The 24,187-nt window shown below is 43.6% G+C and carries 20 protein-coding genes; 2 read left to right on the top strand and 18 right to left on the bottom strand.

Features of this window, described 5'->3' with window-relative positions; genetic code table 11:
- Positions 1–8: 8 nt before the first annotated feature.
- Complete coding sequence (locus tag AC0YOD_RS04795) at positions 9–389, bottom strand: PadR family transcriptional regulator (protein ID WP_475798084.1); 381 nt, start codon at positions 387–389, stop codon at positions 9–11.
- Positions 390–1,329: 940 nt separating this feature from the next.
- Between AC0YOD_RS04795 and spoVB the strand changes: the two genes are divergently transcribed.
- Positions 1,330–2,880 carry a stage V sporulation protein B gene (gene spoVB, locus AC0YOD_RS04790; RefSeq protein WP_475798083.1) on the top strand — a complete coding sequence of 517 codons (1,551 nt, stop codon included), beginning with the start codon at positions 1,330–1,332 and terminating at the stop codon, positions 2,878–2,880.
- Positions 2,881–3,113: 233 nt separating this feature from the next.
- On the opposite strand, the gene AC0YOD_RS04785 is transcribed toward spoVB, so the two are convergent.
- The 3 genes from AC0YOD_RS04785 to AC0YOD_RS04775 form a co-directional block, all read right to left on the bottom strand.
- Positions 3,114–3,974 (bottom strand): hypothetical protein, encoded by an 861-nt coding sequence (locus tag AC0YOD_RS04785; RefSeq protein WP_475798082.1) that lies wholly within the window; start codon positions 3,972–3,974, stop codon positions 3,114–3,116.
- 274 nt (positions 3,975–4,248) lie between these two features.
- Positions 4,249–6,744 (bottom strand): excinuclease ABC subunit UvrA, encoded by a 2,496-nt coding sequence (uvrA, locus tag AC0YOD_RS04780; RefSeq protein WP_475798081.1) that lies wholly within the window; start codon positions 6,742–6,744, stop codon positions 4,249–4,251.
- 119 nt (positions 6,745–6,863) lie between these two features.
- On the bottom strand, positions 6,864–8,390 hold the full coding sequence (locus tag AC0YOD_RS04775) for an MDR family MFS transporter (protein ID WP_475798080.1): 1,527 nt from the start codon (positions 8,388–8,390) through the stop codon (positions 6,864–6,866).
- A gap of 188 nt (positions 8,391–8,578) precedes the next feature.
- Between AC0YOD_RS04775 and AC0YOD_RS04770 the strand changes: the two genes are divergently transcribed.
- On the top strand, positions 8,579–9,016 hold the full coding sequence (locus AC0YOD_RS04770) for a MarR family winged helix-turn-helix transcriptional regulator (RefSeq protein ID WP_475798367.1): 438 nt from the start codon (positions 8,579–8,581) through the stop codon (positions 9,014–9,016).
- 145 nt (positions 9,017–9,161) lie between these two features.
- Here AC0YOD_RS04770 and AC0YOD_RS04765 read toward each other — a convergent pair whose 3' ends face one another.
- The 14 genes from AC0YOD_RS04765 to AC0YOD_RS04700 all read right to left on the bottom strand — a co-directional run bounded on the left by AC0YOD_RS04765 (position 9,162) and on the right by AC0YOD_RS04700 (position 24,173).
- Positions 9,162–10,151 carry a BadF/BadG/BcrA/BcrD ATPase family protein gene (locus AC0YOD_RS04765; protein WP_475798079.1) on the bottom strand — a complete coding sequence of 330 codons (990 nt, stop codon included), beginning with the start codon at positions 10,149–10,151 and terminating at the stop codon, positions 9,162–9,164.
- Between the two features lie 197 nt (positions 10,152–10,348).
- Complete coding sequence (locus AC0YOD_RS04760; RefSeq protein WP_475798078.1) at positions 10,349–10,573, bottom strand: hypothetical protein; 225 nt, start codon at positions 10,571–10,573, stop codon at positions 10,349–10,351.
- Positions 10,574–10,576: 3 nt separating this feature from the next.
- Positions 10,577–11,716 carry a toxic anion resistance protein gene (locus tag AC0YOD_RS04755; RefSeq protein ID WP_475798077.1) on the bottom strand — a complete coding sequence of 380 codons (1,140 nt, stop codon included), beginning with the start codon at positions 11,714–11,716 and terminating at the stop codon, positions 10,577–10,579.
- A 21-nt stretch (positions 11,717–11,737) separates the two neighbouring features.
- Positions 11,738–13,426 (bottom strand): vWA domain-containing protein, encoded by a 1,689-nt coding sequence (locus AC0YOD_RS04750; RefSeq protein WP_475798076.1) that lies wholly within the window; start codon positions 13,424–13,426, stop codon positions 11,738–11,740.
- Between the two features lie 12 nt (positions 13,427–13,438).
- Positions 13,439–14,170 carry a hypothetical protein gene (locus AC0YOD_RS04745; protein ID WP_475798075.1) on the bottom strand — a complete coding sequence of 244 codons (732 nt, stop codon included), beginning with the start codon at positions 14,168–14,170 and terminating at the stop codon, positions 13,439–13,441.
- A 299-nt stretch (positions 14,171–14,469) separates the two neighbouring features.
- The gene (locus AC0YOD_RS04740; RefSeq protein WP_475798074.1) at positions 14,470–15,009 is read right to left on the bottom strand and encodes a flavodoxin family protein; all 540 of its coding nucleotides are present in this window, start codon (positions 15,007–15,009) and stop codon (positions 14,470–14,472) included.
- A gap of 46 nt (positions 15,010–15,055) precedes the next feature.
- Positions 15,056–16,312: an ATP-grasp domain-containing protein gene (locus AC0YOD_RS04735; RefSeq protein WP_475798073.1), complete on the bottom strand. Its 1,257-nt coding sequence runs from the start codon at positions 16,310–16,312 to the stop codon at positions 15,056–15,058.
- Positions 16,313–16,346: 34 nt separating this feature from the next.
- Positions 16,347–17,561, bottom strand: coding sequence for an MFS transporter (locus tag AC0YOD_RS04730; protein WP_475798072.1), 1,215 nt, complete (start codon positions 17,559–17,561; stop codon positions 16,347–16,349).
- Positions 17,551–18,486, bottom strand: a complete 936-nt coding sequence (locus AC0YOD_RS04725) for a transketolase family protein (RefSeq protein WP_475798071.1) — start codon at positions 18,484–18,486, stop codon at positions 17,551–17,553. The genes AC0YOD_RS04730 and AC0YOD_RS04725 overlap by 11 nt, the downstream gene beginning before the upstream one ends.
- Entirely contained in the window at positions 18,483–19,292 is an 810-nt protein-coding gene (locus AC0YOD_RS04720) for a 1-deoxy-D-xylulose-5-phosphate synthase N-terminal domain-containing protein (RefSeq protein WP_475798070.1), read from the bottom strand. Before AC0YOD_RS04720 ends, AC0YOD_RS04725 begins: the two co-directional genes overlap by 4 nt.
- Positions 19,293–21,146 (bottom strand): M20/M25/M40 family metallo-hydrolase, encoded by a 1,854-nt coding sequence (locus tag AC0YOD_RS04715; RefSeq protein ID WP_475798069.1) that lies wholly within the window; start codon positions 21,144–21,146, stop codon positions 19,293–19,295.
- Positions 21,146–22,195 carry an N-acetyl-gamma-glutamyl-phosphate reductase gene (gene argC / locus AC0YOD_RS04710; protein WP_475798068.1) on the bottom strand — a complete coding sequence of 350 codons (1,050 nt, stop codon included), beginning with the start codon at positions 22,193–22,195 and terminating at the stop codon, positions 21,146–21,148. Before argC ends, AC0YOD_RS04715 begins: the two co-directional genes overlap by 1 nt.
- Entirely contained in the window at positions 22,192–23,514 is a 1,323-nt protein-coding gene (locus AC0YOD_RS04705; RefSeq protein ID WP_475798067.1) for a DegT/DnrJ/EryC1/StrS aminotransferase family protein, read from the bottom strand. Before AC0YOD_RS04705 ends, argC begins: the two co-directional genes overlap by 4 nt.
- Entirely contained in the window at positions 23,511–24,173 is a 663-nt protein-coding gene (locus tag AC0YOD_RS04700; protein ID WP_475798066.1) for a degT/DnrJ/EryC1/StrS aminotransferase, read from the bottom strand. The genes AC0YOD_RS04705 and AC0YOD_RS04700 overlap by 4 nt, the downstream gene beginning before the upstream one ends.
- Positions 24,174–24,187 lie beyond the last annotated feature (14 nt).

Raw genomic sequence — 24,187 nt, 5'->3', positions numbered from 1 at the left:
TCCCCCTTTTAATCGGCGTGTTTTTTTATCAACTTGTCAAATGCCTTGTATACGCTGAGAGCTAATTCCACACGTTCTGGAAGATCTCTCACTAATTGATTAAAGTATTCTACACCTGAATCTGTTATCTCATAATATCGGTTGTATCGATTATCACTTTCCCACCAACTTTTTGCATGCCCTTTTTCTGCTAGATTCTTAAGCCGCTGCGCTAGGTATGAATCATTTACTCCAACTCCGCCAAGCTCTTCTATAATGACTTGATAGATTTGTTTTCCATAACGACTGCCTTTCTGAAGTTCCGCAAGGACAATGAAGTCAATAACCTGTTGTACTCTAACGATATGGCCGAGTGACATTTCTTTTTCAATTGGATCTAGATTACGCATTTTTCAACGTTCCTCCTCAAACTAACAACTTCTTCGTTTCAATGATGCTTGCAAGTAAGAGAAAAATATTACCTAACATCTGGTTTTAACTTAAACAGCATATTTATTAATAGATTTAATTTCAGCTATAAGTCGTAACAAAAAATGCTAAACATTAATCTATTACTTATCAAAAACATTTTATCAAAGTATGTAATTATTACTCTTAATTATATCATAATCGTTGTTATTTCTTGCTTGTTTTGATTTATTGTTATCTTTAACTCTTTGTCTTTTATATTTCTGTCTTCCGTTCTTTATGTTATTAGTCCTATCTCTTCATCCCTCCCTTTTCTACTAATTCCTTTCAATCGTAGTAGCTAGATTCGAATGGAGTCGAAGATTTATTATGTTTAACTATATTCATTACTTTCTTTTTATGTTGATATATGCTTTTAATTTAGTTTCTAAAAAGATTGTAGAGTAAATTTCTTTTGGGTTATTATTAGTGACTTTGAATATTTGTAAATGACTAAATTCAAGAAGTGTAGCAGGATTAGATTATGTATGTAAAATCGTGATAAATGGAACAAAACGTCTCTAAGGAATGAATATGTTGTAGTTTTAGGTGAAAGTTTCTATGGTGAATCCGGCAATCGATCGGAAAAAAGGGTCAAAAATGGAGAAAAAGGAGTAGGAAGCACGAAAAAACGGACTGTTGGGAGACGAATCTCAAGTTACGTGCAAACACGTATATTGTGATCACGTGTTTGAAGCATGGAAAAATGCTCTCAAAGCGTAAAATTAATTGTTATTTTTAACTGTACTATTTTAAAAACATAATCGTATTGAAACCCACGCCGTTGCTTGTTCATTAATGAGTCTAACACCAGCTCGTTCGCATGCTTTTATAAATGTTGAATACATATTTAAGTATTAGATAAACAGGAGGAAACAAGCCATGGTGCAACACGGGCAATCATTCATGAGAGGAACGCTAGTCTTGTCTGTCGCTGCTTTCATCAACCGCATTCTCGGCTTTATCAGCGGCATGTTTATTGCGCGTGTACTGGGCGCGGAGGGAATCGGCCTATTGATGATGGCTCATCCGCTTGTCCCTCTCGTCATTACGATTACTGAGCTTGGATTGCCAGTGGCAATTTCAAAGCTGGTCGCGGAAGCCCACGCCCGGGGTGAACGATTGAAAGTGAGGCGTATCCTGCACGTATCGCTAGCCGTCACCGGCATCTTGAGCATCACGCTTACGTTCATTTCACTAATAGGATCCGAATGGATCGCATCCATCCTGCTGAGCGATCAACGTGCCTATTATGCGATGCTCGCGATTACGCCGATCGCGCCGATTGTCGCTGTCTCCGCAGTGTTAAAAGGATACTTCCGTGGCATGCAGCAGATGAAGACCATCGCCACCTCCGATGTGCTCGAGCATACGGTGCAAATTGCCTGTGTCCTTGCATTGGTACACCTATTGCTGCCTTATGGCATCGCGTATGCGGCTGCAGGCGCAATGGCTGCATCAGTCGTCAGTGAAGCGATCAGCCTCTTATTTCTAATGGTAAGCTACAAACTATACGGCGAATCAAAGATGCCGGGCGAGACATGGGCGAGACATATGAAGCAAGGAAGAAGCACGCTCGGAGAGCTGCTAGAGATCGGTCTGCCGACGACCGGGCACGGCGTTATTCATTCTTTATATAGCGCCTTCCAACCGCTTCTCATTACATCCAGCCTGGCGCTGGCCGGCATTGGTACAGTGTTAGCCACGAAGCAATTCGGTCTGCTAGCGGGCTATGTGTTTCCACTGTTATTCATGCCAAGCTTTATTACGCAGTCCTTATCCACCGCTCTCATTCCTGCGATTGGCGAAGCAGCGGTGAACAAGAACAGTCTGCTTATGCATGAGAGGATGAATCAGGCGCTAAGCTTGGGTCTTCTGATCGGCGCGCCAGCGACCGTCATCCTATTCGAGTGGGCAACTCCACTTACGACGCTTGTATACAACGCACCGGAAGCAGGATTGCTACTCAAAATTTTGGCGCCGTTGTTTTTTTTGCATTATTTCGACTCTCCGCTGCACGCGATCCTGCTCGGTCTCGGCCGTGCGAAAGCGACACTGTGGAACTACATGACAGCAACGATATTCAAAACTGTCTCGATCTTCGTGTTCGGCAGTCAATTTGGCATTATCGGAATTGCGTACGGCATCGGTATCGGAATTGTTATGCAAACACTATTAAACTTCTTTTCGATCTCAGGATCGATCGGATTTTACTGGAGTATTCGTCCTTATATCAAGGTTGGGATTTGTATGATGCTGATGGCGATATGCGGTCACTCGACCTATGACTATTTTACCGTCCAAGGCCTACCGATGTTATGGAGTGTAATACTTTCAATTGTTTGCTCCTTACTCATCTATTTCATTGCACTCGTATTGACGGGTACGTTAAATTGGAAAAGTACGCTCCAGAGGTTTTCGATTCCATGGTAAATAAAAATAAATTTCATCTTCAACTTCACTAACGAGTAACACGACATAATCAAGTTCATGTCACCCGACAGTTGCACATTGCCAAGAATATGTACCAAAAAAACAAAAAAACCGCGATTTACGCGGTAATTAATCGGCACATATTCTTGTCATCCGACAGCTAATCAAAAAGAAACCACATCGAGTATATAATCCATAGATTTTGTACTGTGCTTACCATTTCCCACTAAGAACTATACTTTTCTCAAAACCATCCACCACTTGCTATCGTACGATAGCAATTCAACCTCTTCCAAACCAAGCTGCGCTTCTTTAATCCACTCTCTAGCCAAATCAATATAAGAGCTATGAAACTCCGAAGAATAGCCCATACTCTCGTAGCCTGCATACGTGCAATTATCGAAAATCATATACCCGCCCTTCTTTAATAATCGATTACAAGTACTGATTATTCGAATAAACGGATCATAAGCAGCTTCTTTTAATTTTCCAGCGTGATGGTATGCCATAACGCTCTGAAGCATTTGAGGCTCGATCGTCCACCAGTTGTTGTTTATCGTGTCAATCTCTTCTATATCAGCGATTATTGTCTGAATAATATCATTAATCGCATGGTGAAAAGCAATGACTTCAAATGATTCTTCACTATAATAGTTCAAAATATTAGCGCCATTGTCTTGAATGATCTCTACTTTTACATCCAGTCCTTTTGTCTTCTCTCTAAACTCCTGGGTGAGCTCATTATTCAAATTTGCTGTAACATATTTACCGCCCTCCCCTGACGAGTAGGCATTTAACGCTTTTGGAATATATATGATATTTCCTGCACCTACTTCAAATACACTTGTATTGCGCGGAAGATTCTCATTTTCAAAAATACAATACCATGATGCTGTGTAATATAGTTCAAGAAGCTCGTAGCTCATCTCTCCTGAAAGATTAATGGGTACACTGATTACTTGATTCAAATGGTTCTTTAACTCTTCTTCACTCATCGCACTCAAACGCGAATCAATCTCAGGTGAGAACTCCTTTTGTAAGTGTTCTTTAAACTTTCCCGTATTGATTTGCTTAGCTAGTTCATTAATTTTCATAAATCCACACCCATCCTGAGTTAAATTTTTCACATTTTTTCTTACTCATTTCAATACGATGATCAACTCTGGGAACCAATTGTTATACATTACGATTAATACACTTTTAATAATTTTCTCGCTTACTCTTCCATCTGTTTATTTGGAAAAATTATACTTTATGTACCGGATATTAAACAAGGGAGAAATTTTGTTTTAAACTAATCCCCGAACCAATCAAAAAAAGCAGGCTGCCCCTATTATGGTGGCAACCTGCCCTTAAATAATCCGATTCTTAAGCTAGCATTTGTTTTAAATACATACCTGTATAGGAAGCTGATACTTCAGCTACCTGCTCAGGTGTACCTTCGGCAATAAGCTCGCCGCCAGCGGCACCGCCTTCTGGACCGATATCTATAACCCAATCGGATTCTCGGATCAATTCCAGACTATGCTCAACAACGACGACAGTATTTCCTGTATCGACCAGCTTGCTCAATAATACATGAAGCTGCTTGATATCAGTAGGATGAAGGCCAGTCGTCGGCTCATCAAGCAAATAGAGCGTATGGTTTTTTGATGGCTTGCTAAGCTCTTTCGCAAGTCTGATACGCTGCCCCTCACCACCGGACAAGGTTTTGACCGATTGACCCCATTTCAAGTAGCCAAGCCCAACCTCGCATAGCATCTCAACAATACCCGCAATCTTTTTCTCCGATTTGAGAATCGGTAAGCTTTCTTCAACCGACAAATTAAGAAGATCTGAGATTGATAAGCCTTTGTACTGAACCTGCAAGACCTCATCAGTAAATCTTCTACCATTGCAGTCGTGACACTTCACTTCCAAATCAGCAAGAAAATTCATATCTACAGACAGTACACCTAGTCCTTGGCATGTCTCACAGCGTCCACCCGGTGTATTAAACGAGAAATGCTTGGTTGTAAGCTTTCTCTCCTTAGCCTCCGGCAAACCTGCAAACAACTGGCGCAGCTGTGTAAATACGTCGGTATAGGTCGCTACATTGGAACGTTGAATTCTCCCCATAGGAGATTGATCAAAGATAACGATATTTCCGACATGCTCCAGTCCTTTCATTTCTTTGCATCCCATCTGAGCTGGTTCATTCTGATTTCCCTGCGCAAGAATATCGAATACTAGAGTAGATTTACCAGAACCAGAAACCCCCGTTACGGATACTAGACAAGCAAGTGGAAAGGAGACAATCGGTATATTAACATTACGTGATTGTGCCTCTATGATCGTAATTTGTTTGCCGTTTCCTTTCCTGCGATCACGTTTTGGAGCAGGAAGACTCTCTTCTCTCAAATATGCACCAGTAACCGATAGCTCACTGGACATCAAATCCTCAATACGGCCTTCACCCACAACCGTTCCACCATGCAAACCAGCACCTGGACCGATATCGATAATGTGATCGGCTGCACGCATCATTTCAACATCATGCTCAATAACGAGTACGGTATTTCCGAGATCTCGCAGCTGCTGAAGCACGAGAATGAGTCCAGCTGTATCCTTCGGATGAAGACCAGTTGTTGGTTCATCCAATATATAAAGCACACCAGTCAAACCTGAACCAAGGAGCGATGCAAGTCGAAGGCGCTGGGCTTCTCCACCAGACAATGTAACCGTCTGCCTGCTTAAGGATAGATAGCCAAGCCCGACATCAATAATCCGTTTTAACCGAGTAGGCATCTCATGAAGGACAGGCTCCAACAAATGCAGCCCTTCGGATGGCAGCGCAGCTTGCAACCCTTTCGTCCATTCATATACATCACCGAGTGACCATTCCGATACATCTGAAATCGTTGAGGCAGCTACTCGAACAAGTCTAACTTCCCTCTTCAAGCGAGCACCTGAGCAATCAGGGCAGAGCTGTTCATGAAAGAAGCTTCCCTCTTTTTCCTGTGAGCCTGCCTCCCCTTCCTTCTCCTTGTAACGCCGCCACAAACCGGGAATAACACCCTCAAATTTAGTTCCTTGAACCGGCTTTACATTCGGATAATGGCGTTTGAATGCTTCACTTTCGACACCGTAGTATAGCAAATCACGCTGTACCTCACCTAAATCCTTCAATGGCAGATCCGGGTCGAACTGGAAGCCATAATGCTTTCCTGCTGCTATCAAAATCCGAGTTTGAATATCGCGATGCACACCATTGAGTGAGGCAACTCCGCCATCTCGCAAGCTAAGCTCTCCATTGAAAACCGCTGCTTCATTTATGCTTGCCACATGACCAAGCCCGCTGCAAGATTCGCACGCACCCTCAGGTTTGTTGAAGGAAAAATGTGACATACCGAATTTTTCAAGTTTTTCACCACAATGCGGACAGCCAAAGGTTTGACGCTCCATATAATCGTCTTCCTCTACAATTGTACCTGTCGGTTCAAATGAAGGGGGAATGGTGCCGCTGCAGGAAGGGCAAACACGCTCACCCAATCTGGAGAAAATAAACCGAACAAACGTGTACAATTCTGTTACGGTCCCAACCGTCGAACGAGGATTACGATTGGTGACATGCTGTCCTATACTAATAGATGGTGATAATCCTTCAATGGCCTCTACCTTAGGCTTGCTTATGGAATCTGATATCATCCCCATGGAATCCAGATACTGTCTTTGGCATTCGCGTTGAAGTGTGTCCATAGCCAGCGTCGATTTTCCCGACCCTGATGGTCCTGTCAGCACAACCAGCTTGTACTTGGGGATAGAAAGCGATACATTTTTCAGATTATTTTCTCTCGCACCTTTAATAAAAATGGTATCTTTCAACTTTTATCCTCCTCACAATCTCAAAGAACTCTCCAAATGCCAGAAACACTCAAAAGTCATGATTAAAATCAATTGACAGGGATATATCGATCCCCCTGTTACTTAGAGATTTGAGGTAATTAAGCTTCTGACTTATCTTTCTTATTCGTAAGCATAACCCTTGAATTCCCCATCAAGAATACGAAAATGACAGCAATCAAAATAGGAATCAATGCGATTTGGAATACATGCGTTATCGAGATGGACATCGCATCAATAATTTTCTCCAGCGTTGCGGGAGGAATTTTCGCACGTACGCTTGGTTCAAAGATCTGTCTCGTGTCACCAATATTGGCCATCCCAGCGTTCTCATTCCCGCCCATCTCGTTGAAACTTTCAGTTAGTTTATTCGTAAACATATTGTTCTGAATCGTACCAAAGATCGTTATTCCCATCGTCATGCCCAGTGTACGTAAAAATTGATTCGTTGAGTTGGCTGTCCCGCGGTAGTGCGGCTCCAAATTATGCTGTGAAGCCGTTGGCAGCAATGAAAACGAGAAGCCCATACCGAAACCTACGATAATCATAAACAGCGTAAGAAGTATCCGTGCTGAATCCGGAGTGAGCGTGCTAAGCAGGTACATGCCTGCAAGATAAGAAATAACGGAAATGATCATCAAGTTGCGATAGCTTGTTTTCGTTGAAAAAATACCGCCCATCGCACTGCCCGCAACCGATCCTAGCATCATTGGAGTTAGAATTAAACCGGCATTGGTTGCAGATCCGCCATAAATGGCTTGAACAAAAATAGGTATATACACAGTCAAAATAATAAACGTACCGCCATACAAGAACGCTAAAATCTGCGAAGATGCAAATAAACGGCGCTTGAATAGGAAAAATGGAAGAATAGGTTCCTCTGCCCGCAGCTCTACAAAGAAAAATATGATAAAGAAGACAGCAAAACTAACGAGTAGAGCAATAATTAATGCTGAATTCCATTCATACTGCTTACCGCCGAGCTCCAGTGCAAACATGAGACAGATGACAGCAAGCACGAGAGTTGCCGCGCCCCACCAATCGATCTTTTGCTTCGTGTGAACCTTAGATTCCTTGTAACTTTTCATAATGAGTGTCAAAGAAACGATTCCGATGGGCACGTTAATATAAAACACCCATTCCCAGCCGATACTGTCCGTGATATAAGCACCAAGCAGCGGACCGACAAGACTTGCCGCACCAAAGACTGCTCCTAGAAGTCCGGTCATTTTCCCCCGTCTTTCTGGTGGGAAGATATCAAATATAATCGTAAAGGCGATTGGCAATAGTGCACCGCCGCCAATTCCTTGAATTGCGCGATAAATGGTTAGCTGCTCAATAGATTGCGCTAAGCCGCATAAAGCTGAACCAATCAGGAACACGGTTAAACCAAAAATAAAAAATCTCCTTCTGCCGTACATATCCGATAATTTACCGAAGATCGGCATCCCTGCCATAGTTGTAACCATATACGCGGATGTAACCCAGACAAATTTGTCCATCCCGCCAAGTTTGGATACGATCGTTCCCATTGCCGTTGCAACAATCGTGTTGTCAATGGCTGACATAAATATGGCAAGCAATAAACCTGCCACGACTAACTTTATGTTGCTCTTTGAAGCTTCCATGTGTAAACCCCTTTGCAAATTTTTAATGATTTAGATAGAATAAACTTGATTAATAGCACGCTTATCAAAAAACTCACGTACTAAGTATCTCGGACATCGAGATTTTTTCATCTTAAAAGGAGGTTTGTCTTTTGTCAAGCCAACAACATAATCAACCTACAGATCAGCAAGAAGAATTCACCCTACTCATGCGAGGGCTGGGAAACCGAACGGTATTATACCAGCAAAATGTGGCTGCCTCTCTCGGGTTATATAATAATGATTTTATCTCTGTGGACATTCTCCGTGAAAAAGGACCCATTACAGCCGGCGAGCTTTCAAAATTAACAGGTCTTGCAACCGGAAGCGTTACCGCATTAATTGACCGACTTGAGAAAATTGGTTACGTTCGCAGACAAAACGACCCTAATGACCGCCGAAGAGTCATTATTGTCCCGGAGTATGAAAATAAAGAAGAGATCATCAATACTTATCAACCGCTTCATAGCTCTATGGTTAACCTCGCTGCCTCGTATACGGATGAAGAACTTGCACTTATTACGCAATTTCTAGGCAAAGCGATAAACGTGCTGGAAGAGCAAATTGATCATCTCAGCTCCACTAAACGCACTAAGTCCTCATCATAATTTTCAAATGAACAACTTAAAAGGACGGCATCCCATAAGTCGAATGACTTCGGGTACCGTCCTTTGTGTTTTATTATTTTAAATATAGAGACGTAGTATGCATTGAAATAATATTATTCCGGCATAAATACATAAAGGTCAACAGTTAGCCATTTTTAGAACACGGGTGAAGGCTGAGATTATGTAATAAGTTTGGTTCAATCGGAATGTTGAGTTGTTTGAAAGCTAACAAAACTGCGCCTGCAACAGGTGAGAATGCGGGTTGAATAAGTTGATACTTCTTGTTCTTCCCAGCTTTCATTTTGTCAGCTAGATTAATCTGGAAATAATCGCTGTTAACGACGCTTCCGATTAAAGATACTTTAATTTCAGGATCAGAAAAATATGCTGCGAGGATCTCTATTCCTACCGCGATCTGATGTACGGCACGATCACAAACGGTTTTCGCCAAGCTGCTTTTATTCAAAGCCGCTGTTGTGATGGTTGGAGCGAGCTGAGCAAATTTCTTATTTCGTTCTCTTTGATCAGCAACAAAGCCTTGAAGTGCGAGCTGCGACAACTCTTCAACAGTCGATACAAGCCAATGCTGAAGGATATCTCGTACCAAGTTTTTATCGCTGTCATCTGTGTTGCCGGCTAAAAGTTCAAAGGTAGCATCATAAGCCAAAAATCTAGCAGCGCTTGCAGCATAGTGTGTCAGGTCATAATTCCTAATCTGTTGTCCTTGTTCATTTACTGCATATATGATTGATCCTGTACCGGATATGACGACAATGCCGGGTTCAGTGAGTAGAGCACCGCTATGAGCGACAACTGCATCATTCACATGTGAGGTCTCACAATTTAACCCCTCTATTGCGGTTAGTGGTATGACCCATTCCAAATCGGACTCCGAATCAAGTCCAGCCATCCCTGCTGTCAATGCTCGTACCTGCTCTACATTTCTTCCTGCAAGGCGTAGTACTTCTTCCAATGCTTCATGCACATTTTGCTTTGCATGCAAATCCTTATGTATGGAAGAAGCTCCTTTCTCTATGTAAGACAGAACATTTCCGTTTAGATCCACTGCCATTACCCGTGTATGTGTCCCGCCGCCATCAATTCCAATAACGATCTCATTCGTTTCCCTCATCATAATCATTTTCTCCTGTCATTTAATGAATACAAATAATGGATAATCACCTACCATAATAAAATTCGATGTAGGATTCAACAATCCTCCCGCTTCCTCTTCTACTAGCGAGCACCAGATAGAATGAAAAAAAAGCTGCCGATTATTTCGGCAGCCTTCATGTGCATTTATTTAGCGAAGTTTTCCCAGACTCACTTCCATTAATTCGAAATAGATATCCTCCCAATGACTTCAAAAACAATAAAGACAATGATGACAGAAATACCAGCCATTTTCTTAGGAAGAAATTTAATAATCACAAAAAGCATGATAGCCAAAATAAGGAGTAAGATACGTTTCATCCAGTCATTAGTGAGGAAAAAGAATAAGCCAATAAAGATGAACACGGTCGTATAGAATACATACTTATAGTTTAATTTATACATGGATTATAAACCCAGCTTTTGACCTTTCTCCAAGCGTTGAATCTGTTTCTCGCCATCATCAGCCAATTCCCGGAACTGATTGATTGTATCACGCATTTTCGGCAGAGCCTCTTGCTTGTAGGTACTGATAGAGTCCAGTGCAGACAAAACATCCGTGAATGCTTGCTTCAATGTGTCGACTGAGATACTAGCTTCTAGCGATTGCTTATGGATCTCGGCTCCTTGATTCTTCAGCATTCTGGACGTGCTGGCAATCAGCTCGTTTGTGGTTTGATTTAAGAGCTCAATTTTTTTCAAGACAATCTTTTGATTATAAAGAGCACTTGCTACAGTTACAGATATTCTCAGAGCTGATATCGTAACGTTTTTAGCTCTGTCTACCCCGCGAATCAGTTCTTTGTTATTTCTGATTACGACTTCGATGGCCATAATCCCCTGCTGGTTAACCACCAGCATTTGCTGTAAGTCCATTACCCGCTGACGGAGTGGGAAAAGCACTTCTTCGGTGATGAATCGAATTTTATCAGGATCTTCATTACGCAGCCTTGCTGCTTCGATTTGTGCATCGATTGACTCATCCATCAAAACACCGAGTTGAATTTCCTTTTGAAGCTTTTTGGTTAAATCACGAAGTGATTGCTGTTCGATTTCCAGTGTCGTATTATCATTTTTGAGCGTCGACTTCCCCTTATCTAATGAAACAACAATATCTGAAATCATACCATCTGCTTTTTGATACTTGAGGAAGTATGCCCGCAATGGATTGAAAAGCTTACCGAGAACCCCCCTCTTAGCAAAATCGACTGCGCTCGGGTCCAAATCCTTCAGCTGTATTTGAAGTTCTGTCAGCCCCTTGGCTACTTGACCACCTTCATCTCCCGTCTTGGAGAGATTTCCTACCGATACTTGAAGCAATGAATTTTTATCCGAGGATGATTTCATCGTATTTAAACCAAAGGTGTCGATAGACTGCAGTATTTCTTTCCGTTTCTCAAGCGACTCGAAATCGAGAGCCATGATCGTCGCGACATTGGTATCCGCCACCTCTTTTAGCTTTGCAACTTCTTCAGGAACGGGCTTAACCTGTTCTTCAATAGCAATCTTGATCTCTTCCTGACTCGGTATATCCATAGTGAATGACATTTTATTCCTCCCTGGTTTTCATTACATCTGTACGTTAAACAAGTTTCCGATCTTATAGACAACATCATCTGTATCTGCATTAATACTAGCCGCCTCATTGATACTTGATATACTTTGAAGCGCCTTAATATTGGCATTGTATCCAATGGTGTAAATGGGAACCTTGTAGCTCTCAATTAGCCCTTTGATATCCTTTAGCGAAAAACCTTCATTCGTCTCACCGTCACTTAGTACAAAAATAATGGGCTTCGTATTGGGATTAAGCGCGAGCTCATCTTGAAGCATTTTCATAGCCACAACAATACCGTCAAAAGTAGCTGTCCCTCCGCTCGCTTGGAGACTGTTCACTGACCCAACAAACATCGATTGCTGGTTGGTATCATATTTCCCAATAGGAAGATTGATGGTTACATCGCTTGAATACGAGACAAGACCGATACTATTGTCTTTCCCTAAATATTTTTGCCCCTTCAATAGGGACTCTTTTAATCGGTTCAGTGGTTCACCAGCCATACTGCCGGAAACATCCGTTACGAACACTGCGGCAATCGGTTTACTGCCGTTCTTCTTCTCTTTCCACAGCTTCTGTGCAGATGAGAGCATACTGCCATCGACTACTGCAAGCTCCGATTTATAGTCATCAAGATTATTGAAGCCTTTTTCCTTTGCTATATTCTGATATTTGTCCTGCTCGACGAACTCCGCAAATTTATGAATGATATCTAACTTCTCTTTCGATAGATCCCCTAACGCGTACAACGGACTGTCATGCCTTACTCCAAAAGGTGTGAAAACATAACTGTCCTTTAAATCAGCTGCATTGATATAGGTTTGGTACTCCAAAACAAATCCGTCAAGCATGCCGGACTTCGCCGCATCACGCATTTGAATTGTAGTAGATGCTATAAATGGCACATTGGCTTGAAACTTTTCGAATCCCTGTACGGCAGTATCACCAAGGATATTAGAGCTATCAAAAGTATTGAGAGCTGTTACAAGAAAGTTTAATCCTGTGGAGCTGGCGAACGGGTCCGTATACCCCATAGCGAACTCGTTATCAGCGATAGCCTCTGTAACGGTTTTTACATTCACCGAACCGTACTTTTCTACCAAGGCGTCATATTTTGCTTTTGCTATGACGATACCTGGAACATTGCCAACGAGACGATTTGATACAAGCTCAGCCTTCACCCCGCTGGCTTTTACCATTTCTCCCCATAGCTCGTTAGAAGGCGTGAAGCCATCTGGTACATATTTACCAGATTTAATATAATCAGCGGCAGTACCAGAAGCGATATTCCGAATCTTCACAGAAGCTGTTTTACCATTCACGTCGATATTAGCTTTATTGAACTCCGTTGCTACTTCAGTCAACCATCCATCTACACCCGTACCTGATTTTTCAGTAGAAGAGAAGATCTCTGCAAAGCTATCCGTGGTGTTGTCTACCGTAATTGGAAATTTCGAAATATCCGGCAATGATTCAGCAACATCATTAGGGTTCAGATCGATTTGACCTTTTATCGGTGATTCGGTCTTTACTGAAATTTTCGAGAACAGCTTATCTAATTTTTTACCAGCATCTTCCATATCAACCTGAGTCTTGGTTTTACCCAAATCTGAGGTGAAGCTGACCCCGAAATACACGAGAGCGAACACGAACACGACGATAATGAACGATAGCAGGAAAAACTTACCCTTCTTTTCCATTCATTGCACCTCTCACTGTTTGTAAAATTTGGTTTGCTTAATCAATGTGTCTATTTCTTGCATACAAGGCATATTCTCTATATCCTCCAGCTCTAGACTATCTAAACGGGATATTTCGAGCAGCAGTTTATCAAGCTTCAACAAGATTTCCTCATTTGTTCCTAAAGAACCCTTTATAAAGGAAAAAAATTCATTATACACGTTTATCTTTTCTTGAAGGAGCTCGCGGGAAAACGGAGTGGACTTCTGATTCATCACTCTCTTGAACTCCGATTCATCAAATAGATGGAGCCGGTTCAACATACTTCTGACATTAAGGTAAAACAGCTTTTCTACCTCTTTCGTGACGGAAGCAAATTTCTTAAAGGTTAGCTCAGTCGTATCAAATCTCTGATTTAAAACACTTAGTAACGTGACGATCTTCTTTTTCATTCGATCCATCTGCTCTAATGCCAATGTAATATCATTTTCCAGTGATTTAACACGTCTGTAGTGTGTCAAATTCTCTACGTAATCTTCATGTGTGAGGAGTTGTTTGACGGGCAACATAACGGGTTGCTTTAATAGCAAGGCATAACTCCCGTAGAACAAGACAAGACCACTAGCAAATATCAAAGTTACCCCAATTGCAGATGAGAGTGCACTTCCGCCAATCTCTACCCCTAATAAACCGGGTGAGAGCACAACAATGTTCAAAACCACCACACCTAGAATCATTCCCAGTAGTTTTATAACCTTTTTCAAAACGTGTACCTCCTCTACCCCCATTAGGAACAAGCAGATGTTATAGAAGTGGGCAAAGCTGCTAGACATTTCAAACGTTTAACCTATTCCTCTTTAAGAATACTTAACCTTTCCGGAAAAAATGTACCTCTTGTTCGATATCGAATAAATTTTTCTCCTGCACAAACTGTGCAACTAAGTCTGATCTTAGAATTACAGCTTCCAAATACAAAAACCTCCCTTAAATAAGGGAGGCAAAGAATGGACTTGGCTATGGACTCAAGAGTTACTAAAGGTAAAGGAGAATGAAGAAGAGCCGATTATTGAGAACGCCACTGCTTACGTATTTCATCCACCGTCGCCAAGGATACGACATCATCCAATATATCGCCCGGCTTGTTGCCTTTCCCTAGAATATAGCCGCCGAATCTGGTCCCGGTGTATTCAAAAATATATTGGAATTGCTGAATAAGCGGTATCCCTTTTAGATGCGGCTCGTCATCGCCAACGCCAATGACCCAAGCTGTCTTCTTCGCGAACTGAGAGAGAAAGTCTGTCTTATTCTCCCGTAATGATTGAGACCAACGATCAATAAATGTCTTAGTAAGCCCAGAAGCCCCATACCAGTAGATTGGCGTCGTAAATACGATGACATCCTGCGCTAACACGCGTTCGATCACATGAAGATAGTCATCATCCGGATAAGGCTCTTTCTCAGCATGACGATAGTCTTTGATAGGCTCAATGTCATAATCTGATAAGTGGATTTTATCGGCTTGGAACCCATCAACTAATCGATCGGCTAGCTGCTCCGAGTTTCCTTTTTTGCGTGAGCTTCCATAGATCACTGCAATTCCCATTTTTGTTCATCAGCTCCTCTTTAAATACTTCGTTTAACCCTCATGTCTAGGCAATCTCAGCTTCCTGATTTCTATATATCACCTTCAAGCTTTTTACTAACGCATTAGCGAGCTCTTTCGCCTCTTGCGGTGTATCGCCTACCGTTATAATATATCCAAGCCGATCATCCGAGCTTTTCGCTACCGTAACTCGATCACCAGCATTTACATTAAATTGAGAACGAATGACGTTTGCATGCTGTTCCAGCCCATCGAGTCCTTCAATCTCTTCATAAATCCCATCCTGATCGGCAGTCACATATGCAATCGAGGCAGCGCGATGATGCTTCTTCGGAATGACTATAGGGTTATCCAAATAATAATTGACCGTTGCTTCAAAGATATCTACTCCGTAAGCTAGCACTAATAAATCGGAAGAGATTTGATCACCGCCGGGTCTCCCGTTTACCTCAATGATGCGCGGACCGTTACTGGTTAGCTTCACTTCGACATGACTCGGCCCATTTGTTATACCAATCGCTCTCAACGCGTCGACCGCAGTATGAATGATATCATCAACATGCTCAGTATGCGAAGGCGTAGGCAGCGTATGTGATATCTCTACAAAATAAGGCAAAGGAGATGTTATCTTCTCTGTTACTTCCGAAAAAATTGCCTCCCCTTCAGATACGAATAGCTCCACGCTAAATTCAGGACCATCCAAGAATTCTTCGATCAAATATTCCTCTCGCACTTTGAAGTCCATATACGTGACCTTAAACGCCACGATGATTGCCATAGCTTTTTGCAGCTCCGTTTCATCGTTGATGAAATATACATTTTGGCTGCTTGCGCAATTCGTCGGCTTTAGCACAACGGGATAGCCAATTTCCTCAGCTGCCGCTGCCGCTTCTTCATACGTTCGTACTCTCTTGAACTTAGCGCTCGGTACATGATGTTCCGCATACGCTAGCCGAGCCAAATCCTTATTTCTGGATTTTAACGCCGCCTCATAAGGTACCCCTCGTAATCCCAATCGTTCGGCTACCTTTGCTGTTAGATGAGACGCATAATCGGTTGCAGGAATAAGCGCATCCAGCTTATCCGCATAGGGGGATTCAATTATCGCTTGATAGAGCGAGTCCTCGTCTCGAATATCAGCCACAATCAGGTCATGATAGATCCCTTCATATCCATATTTCTGAGGATTATCGGTAGAGGACACAATCGAGATGACTTTATGTCCTTGCTCATAAGCGACTCTAGCAAAGCTTACGCCATAAAAGCTAGGCTCAACAAACGCGACCGTTTTGATCTCTGACATATCATTTGCTCCTCCCTATCGATTAAAAATAAATTTAAGCTTCCAGCGTTATCTTTTGCGTTGCCCTGCTATTGAGCACGTAATACATGACTAAACCGATGAGCATCAAGCCGCTCATGCAGAGAAAGCCCACTCCAGGTGAGTAACGGTCAATTACAACGCCAAGACCCGTGGCGGAGACCGTCTGCAGGAGCAAGGAAATCGCCATCCATACTGAAGTTGCCCGCCCCATATATGCCTTCGAGACCGATACCATCAGCGTCGTTGTGATCAGAATCCGTAACGATGAGTTCGTTAATCCAATGAGTACACTGCCAAAATACAAGAGTAGAATCGTATTGTTAAAAGCGATTGCCACTAAGTTCAACACAGCAATCAGAAAAAAGAGAAGTACCGTTCCATTATGAGAAAGCTTCTTCGCCAAGGGTGCAGCAATAAAACCGGACAACAGCCCGCCAACGCCATAGAACATATCCGACAACCCAAAAACGACCGAGTCTCCCTTTACAGTACTGCTCACGTAACCTGGCAGGACCACGTTGTAAACCATCGTGGACACAAGGGGAATAATCGAAACAACTCCGAGTAAGAAGATATAGGGACGCTCTGCTAAATAACGGAGACCATTTTTAAACGTATCGAAAAATGATTCTTCCTCATTTTCAACTTTGATGGGTGTATGTTCGATCCGGCTAAGAAAGAAGCTGCTGGCTATGAAAGCCAGTGCATTCAGAAACAGAATCACTTCAAAGCCTACATATTTGTACAGTACCCCTGACAAGGCACCTGCCATGAACATGCCTACTTGCAAGCTGATCTCCATTAAAGAGTTGCCATGTATGAGATCCTTCTCCGACAGTATCTCTTGGGCTAGACTGCGTGAAGCGGACATATACAATGCCCAGCCCATGCCGTTAATCGCTGCGAATGCATAAAGATATTCGATCCGAAAGCCGGTCCACAGAAAAGCACCTGTAATTAACAGTAACGCAATGGCTCGAATAGCATTCGCCCATAAAATAATCGTCTTTCGGTTCCATTTATCAATCAGAGTACCGGCAAAGGAAGAGATTAGAAATCCGGCAATCACATTTAAAGACAGCATAAGCCCAACCGAGGTCATGGATCCTGTCTTATCCATAAGATACCAGTTTGCTCCAATCGTACTCATCCCTACGCCAAACCCTGAGATCATATCAGCGATGAAATAGTGACGAAAGTTTCTTGGTTTGAGGATGCTAAAAACCATAGACGCCACCTACAATTTCCCCAATTTGTCGCTGCAGCGGTTCGAGCCCAAAGCCTAAGTAGTTCAGTACCTCGGCATGTGTACCGCCATATAACGGCCATTTTTCCCCGCAATGATGGGAATAGACCTCTTGCTTAGGCAATAGAAGAGCCAAATAGGATGCTGTACTTCCGGTAGCCCGGTGTTCCTCCACTACCAGAAACCGATCGGATAATGCACGTAATTGATCAAGTGATGCCTTCAGACTTTGAACATCGACATAACATAAATGAACATGTACAAAAGAGTCATTTTTCATCAAAATTTTCTTGCATAGCTCCGTGGCTTGTTCACCAACAGAAATGAGACATAACGTGGATTTCTCGTTAAGGTTCGCACCTTCTATTAGCATGTCTCTACAGCTCACACCAGCATCACGATACATGCTGTCAAAGGCATCATTTCTCGATAGTCGAATATAGTAAGGCTCATCTGATAAAGCGGCCTCCTGAATGACTCTTCGCGTCTCCTCTTCACCATGAGGACAAGCCATTCGAATATTTTGGAAGGATTGAATGACAGCGATGTCTTCCAGTGCATGATGCGTCGTCCCGAACCATCCGCCGGATACACCCCCATAAGCCGCAACAACCTTTACATTTTTGCCCATATACCCCATTGTCAGCTTCACGCTTTCGGCTGCGCGCAACGCAGCAAAGGCAGCGAAAGTAGAGAAGAATGGCACATACCCTGCTTCAGCAAGACCTGCAGCGATATCAATACCTGCTAGTTCGGCAATGCCTAGATTAAAGAAACGATCAGGATGCTGCTGCTGGAACGGATGATTTTTTCCACCTAAATCGGCTTCAATACAGACAATCTGCTCATTGTATACAGCCAGATTTGTTAGCTCATCTTTGTATGCTTCTCTTCCCGATTTCCTCATGACAGACTCACCTTCCATCTATGGGCAAGCTTCATCGGTATTTTCGCATAATGTGAATCGGGATTTCCTTCGATCGCTGCTACTCCTTTTCCTTTGATCGTGCGTGCGAGTACAGCGACTGGTTTCTCCAGATCCGGTTCAATTGCGGCTATGATACTTTCAAAGTCATGACCGTCAATTTCTCTAACAACAAAGCCAAACGCCTCAAACCGCTCTCGCAGATTGTGAATCGGCGAAATATCACTAATGTAACCGTCATTCTGACCTCCGTTGCAATCGACGATATAGACAAAATTAGTAATAGACTGAGCTTGAACGATCTGTGCCGTTTCCCAGCACATTCCTTCCTGCAATTCTCCATCGCCTCCAATTACAATGCCTAATCCACTCGATCCCTTGAGCTTCTGTGACAGCGCCCAGCCTGCCCCATAAGAAATGCCATGTCCCAAGCTGCCGGTAGCGAAGGGAATGCCTGGAAGCTTATGATTCGGATGCCCCGTAAACAGGGAGCCTTCTTGCCCGTAGCTTTCTGCGGGATTATCCGCTATGATTCCATACACATGCAGAGCGGCATATAGAGCAGCAGCCGCATGCCCTTTGCTCAAAATAATGACGGATTGCGGATCTTGGCCATACTTCGAATACACTCCGATCAATAGATCAATAACAGAGAGGCTTCCCCCAATATGGCAGCCTGTAGGTGCAGCCGTCATATCGATAATCAATTTCCTCGCTTCTTTGGCTCTCTCGAGCAGTAAAGGAATCTCATCCTCTTGATCGGTATGAAGGGGTATCATTTGCTTCATCTATGCCTCCGTTCTCAACTGAAACCACTCCGTAACGGCTTCCTTTAAAATGGTTCTAGCCGACTCCACCTCATCATGATGCAAATACTCATCATTCGTGTGGTCTAAACTGGAATCACCTGGACCATAAGCCACCATCGGAACGGAATCCCATGTTGTCGCCAGCGTATTCATGTCACTCGTTCCACGCTTTTTGATATAGTGGATCGACTTTCCCTGCTTCGCGAAGCCCCGAACAAAGGCTTTGACCAAATCGTCCGAACGTGAATTGGCAAATCCCGGTGTATCACGCAGCACCTCAATCGTTATGCCCTCACCGCCATTAAGATCAATTTTGCCCCTGTAATCTTTGCCTGCAGCAGGTGATATCCTGAAGTTTAACGTGCCTATTACTGTCAAATAGCCTTGTTCACTATGGTGTTCGATATCAATGAGAGAGGATAAGGATTGGGAGTCGATATCCCGCACTCGCTGGCGTATATCGGACGTAACGTTATACAGCTCATCAATGACGCTTACGGTATCTTTGGCGGCGGTATGCTCCTGTGCCCGCTTAATGGTAATCCGCAGCTTAAACAAGCCGTAGTATCCAAGAGTTAAGCTATCTCCTCCACTTGGCTCACCGATGATAACCGCGTCAGCTCGGTAATGGTCACGCACGTAAAATGCTCCTTTCGAGGAGGATATCTCCTCTTCTACGGCACCAATGACGAGCAAAGATCCTTGCTCAGGCACTTCAACCTCTTGAAGCATCTGGATAAAATTAACGAAACTGCCTTTGGCATCTACGACGCCTCTGCCCCTGATACCGCTGGAATCGGTTCGAACTGGCCATACATGCGGTACCGTATCTATATGCCCTAACAACAGCAGCGTATGGGGACCATTTCCTTTTCGGAATACGATATTTCCCGCTTCGTCAATTTTCCCTTCAACGGAGGGGAAGGTCACAAAATCGAGCAAATATTGGGCAAGCTCGTGCTCATCCTTAGATACGGATGGAATCCGCGCAACTTTATTCAACAGCTCGAATGCGCCAAGTTCTCTCTCCACGTTCCAGAACCATGTCTTTCCACCCGCTTCCAGCGTATGAGGGCCCGATATATTCACATCACAGACTCCTTCACGGATAGCGATATGAGCAGCTCTCACTTTCTGCTTCATTCGTCCTTGGACGGCGGTTAATTCATCATGCAAATAGACATCCTTGATTGTGGATTGAGAATCTTGTATGTCTTGCAGCAGCCCTGCCGTACCCGTTACAAATCGCAAATGATGCGCTTCTAGATCGACCGCCAAATGAGCGGCTAACACATCGGCATCGATGTTGATATACGATTCCAGTTCAGGATCCCAAATTGGAGGCGTCAGACAGACGACATCAAACGCTGTCAAAGCAGATTTCAGAAATGCCGTATGACTGCCGTTGAACCCACCGAACAAGGAATCGCGGACAATAACCGTTTTCTGATCTCTGATCGCCTTAATCGGCTTGGCTTTTTGTCCATAGACGAGTCCTTGCTCTCCACCAAGTTGCGCATAGACAGAAAGACCGTATTCCTTCAATCCAGAATGGACAACCGATAAAATGTTCTCATGATAAGCTGCACGGATAATGGGCATTTCCTCGGGTGAACAATACCTTACTTCATCACCTGAAGGTAAAGTGAGAAAGGGCATTGGACGAGCGAGGGAAGCGTATTTCTGCGAAATAGCTTCGGCTCCGCCTGCGACGAGCAGCACTCTATTCCCACGCTTCACAATGCGATCTATTTCTCCAAAGATCACAGGATGATTCACAATCGTGCTGCTCCCGAGCTTAATTACATATAGACTACCGCTGCCGTTACCCATCAAGGCCACGCTCCTTCCCCAGCAAATTGCAATCCTGCTTCCTCAGGGAAGTCGAAATAGAGATTGGCAGCTTGAATGGCTTGCCCCGCAGCCCCTTTTATTAAATTATCGATGGTGGCAAGGGATACGCAATTTCGCTCATCGACATATGCGCCAATCTCAGCGTAATTCGTTCCCACAACCGTTTTAATCATGGGCGAACCGTTGCTTGCGTTGAAATAATGAAGAAACGGCTTGGAGGCGTATGTGCTGTAAAATGCCTTTTTCACATCCACAGCTGTTACATGCTCCTTTAGCAAGGAATAGGAAGTCGCCATGATTCCTCTTGGAAGGTCAAGACTATAGACCGAAAATTGCAAATCAACAGAGCGATCCAAATGATACGTCAATGCATGCTCCACTTCGGGTTTATGGCGATGTCCATGAACCTTATAAGCTCGAAAATTATGAGAGCGTTCCGCATGATGCTCTATCGTCGATTTGCCTCCTCCGCTTGAGCCAGTTTTGGCATCTGTGATTACTCGACTTTCAATGAGATCATGCAGGACGAGCGGATAAAGTGTATAGAGCGTTGCTACTGCCATACAGCCTGGAAGATTCACCACTTTCACCGAACGGTCTATTTTGCTGAACTCCGGTATGAAATAATGCCATCCGCCCTCGAATGCATGCTTTAACGATTCCGGATAATGCTGATTCAAGATTTCAGTGTCTGAAATACGATAATCCCCGCTGACATTGAATATATAGTCGGTATGCTCCGCTACCTGATTGATGATCTTAGGCAAGGCACCGGTAGGCAAACAAGAGAATATGGCATCGTAATGACCATCAAGATCAGCAATCTTCTTGAATTTTAACGAGCTTTGCTTTTTCTTATGAAGCGATCCGATATAATACTTATCCACGGGGTAGCCTGCCTTCGACTCCGAGGATATGTAATCCACTTCAAAATGAGGATGCTTGCTGAGCAGTCTGTACAATTCAGCGCCAGTGAACCCGCTGCCGCCTAGTATGGCTGCTCGTCTTCGATTGCCCGCCCGACTCATCCTAATCTAGCATCCCTATCATAAGGCGATTTAAGATCGCTAGCCCGCTCTGCGAGTTCACGAATGATATGCGGGTTCGCATCAATTTTTTTGAACGCCAACGCGTAGGCTTGAATTCGCTCATATTCAATCGGCGTTCTGAGCTCTCTGCAAATCGTTAAGCTGCTCCGAAGCAGCTTAAGCGTCTCAGGGAAGTTGTTCAGATCGTATCCAAAGTCTTGCCGATCAGATAACGTAAAGGGATAACCATTCCCGAAGCCCTTGCGATTTTTAAAAGGAAGATGGCCTGGAATCGGCACATTCTGCCACTCCCTAGCAAAAACGCCTTCATGATTAATGAGCTGCTGAACAGCATCCTTCACGCGGTAATCCTCCAGATCATCAAGTCCTAGCCGTTCCGGTGAAAGCTTAATTCGATACATGTTATAGCTATGTTTATAACCACCCGGCACAAATGGGCCGCTGAACAGTTTCGTCTCTGATAATGCCTTTGTTAAATACGAAGCATTTCGTTCTCGAATGGCATCATAGTATGGAAGGCGATCAAGCTGACTTAATCCGAAGGCAGCAGCGATCCATGACATGCGGTAATCTATGCCCGATGAGTCCAGGAACCTCAGCGCACGCTCATAATCTTCTTGCTCTTTGAAGAAGGCGATACCGCCCTCCCCGCCTACTGGAAAGTTTTTATCAGCCATTAAGCTTTGTCCCGCACTATCCCCAATTGAGCCTGCCAGTTGTCCATGTATGGAAGCTGAATGGGCATGAGAGGCATCTTCAACAAGGCGAAGTGAATAATTGGTCGCCAGAGATCTTAATGCGGGCAAATCAGCTGGCAGTCCGTGTACATGTACGGGCATAATCACCTTTGTCTTGCTCGTAATCGCTTGCTCTGCTTTAAAGGGATCAAGGCAATACGTAACAGGATCAATATCGACAAAGATGGGAATTGCTTTTGCAGCAACGACCGCTTGGGCGGTTGCAATGAATGTAAAGGCAGGAACGATAACCTCATCGCCAGGCTCCACACCCGCTCCGACTAGAGCAAGATGCAAGCTTGATGTACCGCTTGCCGTCGCTATGGCATAGTTAGCTCCAACATAATTGCGATACGCTTCCTTGAACTCATCCACAACCCCGTCACTATCTTGCTGAATTGAAACAAGCATCTGAATGACGTCTTCCTTTGTAATGATCGGAAAATTGGTCTTTCTTACATCCTCCGGGATAATAGACGGTCCGCCAACAAAGGATAAAGGGTTTTGAATCCAGTCCTCTGAAGGCAGCTGGAGCGGTTTCCGGATAAAGTCTGTCTTCATGACACTGGATTCCTCCTTAAGAGCGATACTTTCACACATGCCGCTACAAGCGGGCTTAGCCTGTAATTAAACTGAATAGCCGGCTGAAGAGTGGGCTCACTTTCCTCCTGCGTCCACATGGTTTGCAGATCAAAGGCACCGAAAATCTTTAGTCTCTCTGCCTTTTTCCATATATACTCGTCATTTGACGCGATGGCAGCTACTGGCCCAAAGCCAAGCTCTGTAAAATCTAGGACAGTTACAGGCGCTAAATCGCTAGCTCCTTGTATGAGCTCATCCAAATGATGGAGGTTATCCCAATTCACTGCTAGAGAAGTATAGGCCTGTTCCACTTGCGGATCGGACACTAATGAGACCCCCAACCATCGAATAAACTTTTTCTCTTGATCATTTGGCTGATTCAGTCGTGTAGAAGATTGATAGCTAAGATCCTGTCCCCATAGCGCTCCATGTATCGCACCCGTATAACTATTAAATAAGGAAACGTATTTGGTTTGTGTTAGCTTAGCTATGCTTTTCTCCAGCCCTTTCAATTCATTATCATTTTTCTCGATACTCATGATTACGCCTGAGTTAAGGACACGAGATAATACAAATGATATCGAAAAGTAACGATCCTTTTGGATTGCTGCCTCCTGCTTCGTCAGCGTCTCTCCCATTTTATATTTTTCCT

The organism is Paenibacillus sp. J31P13 (assembly GCF_056269295.1).
Note: the sequence above shows the minus strand (reverse complement) of the source record. Positions and strands in the feature narration are given on the sequence as shown.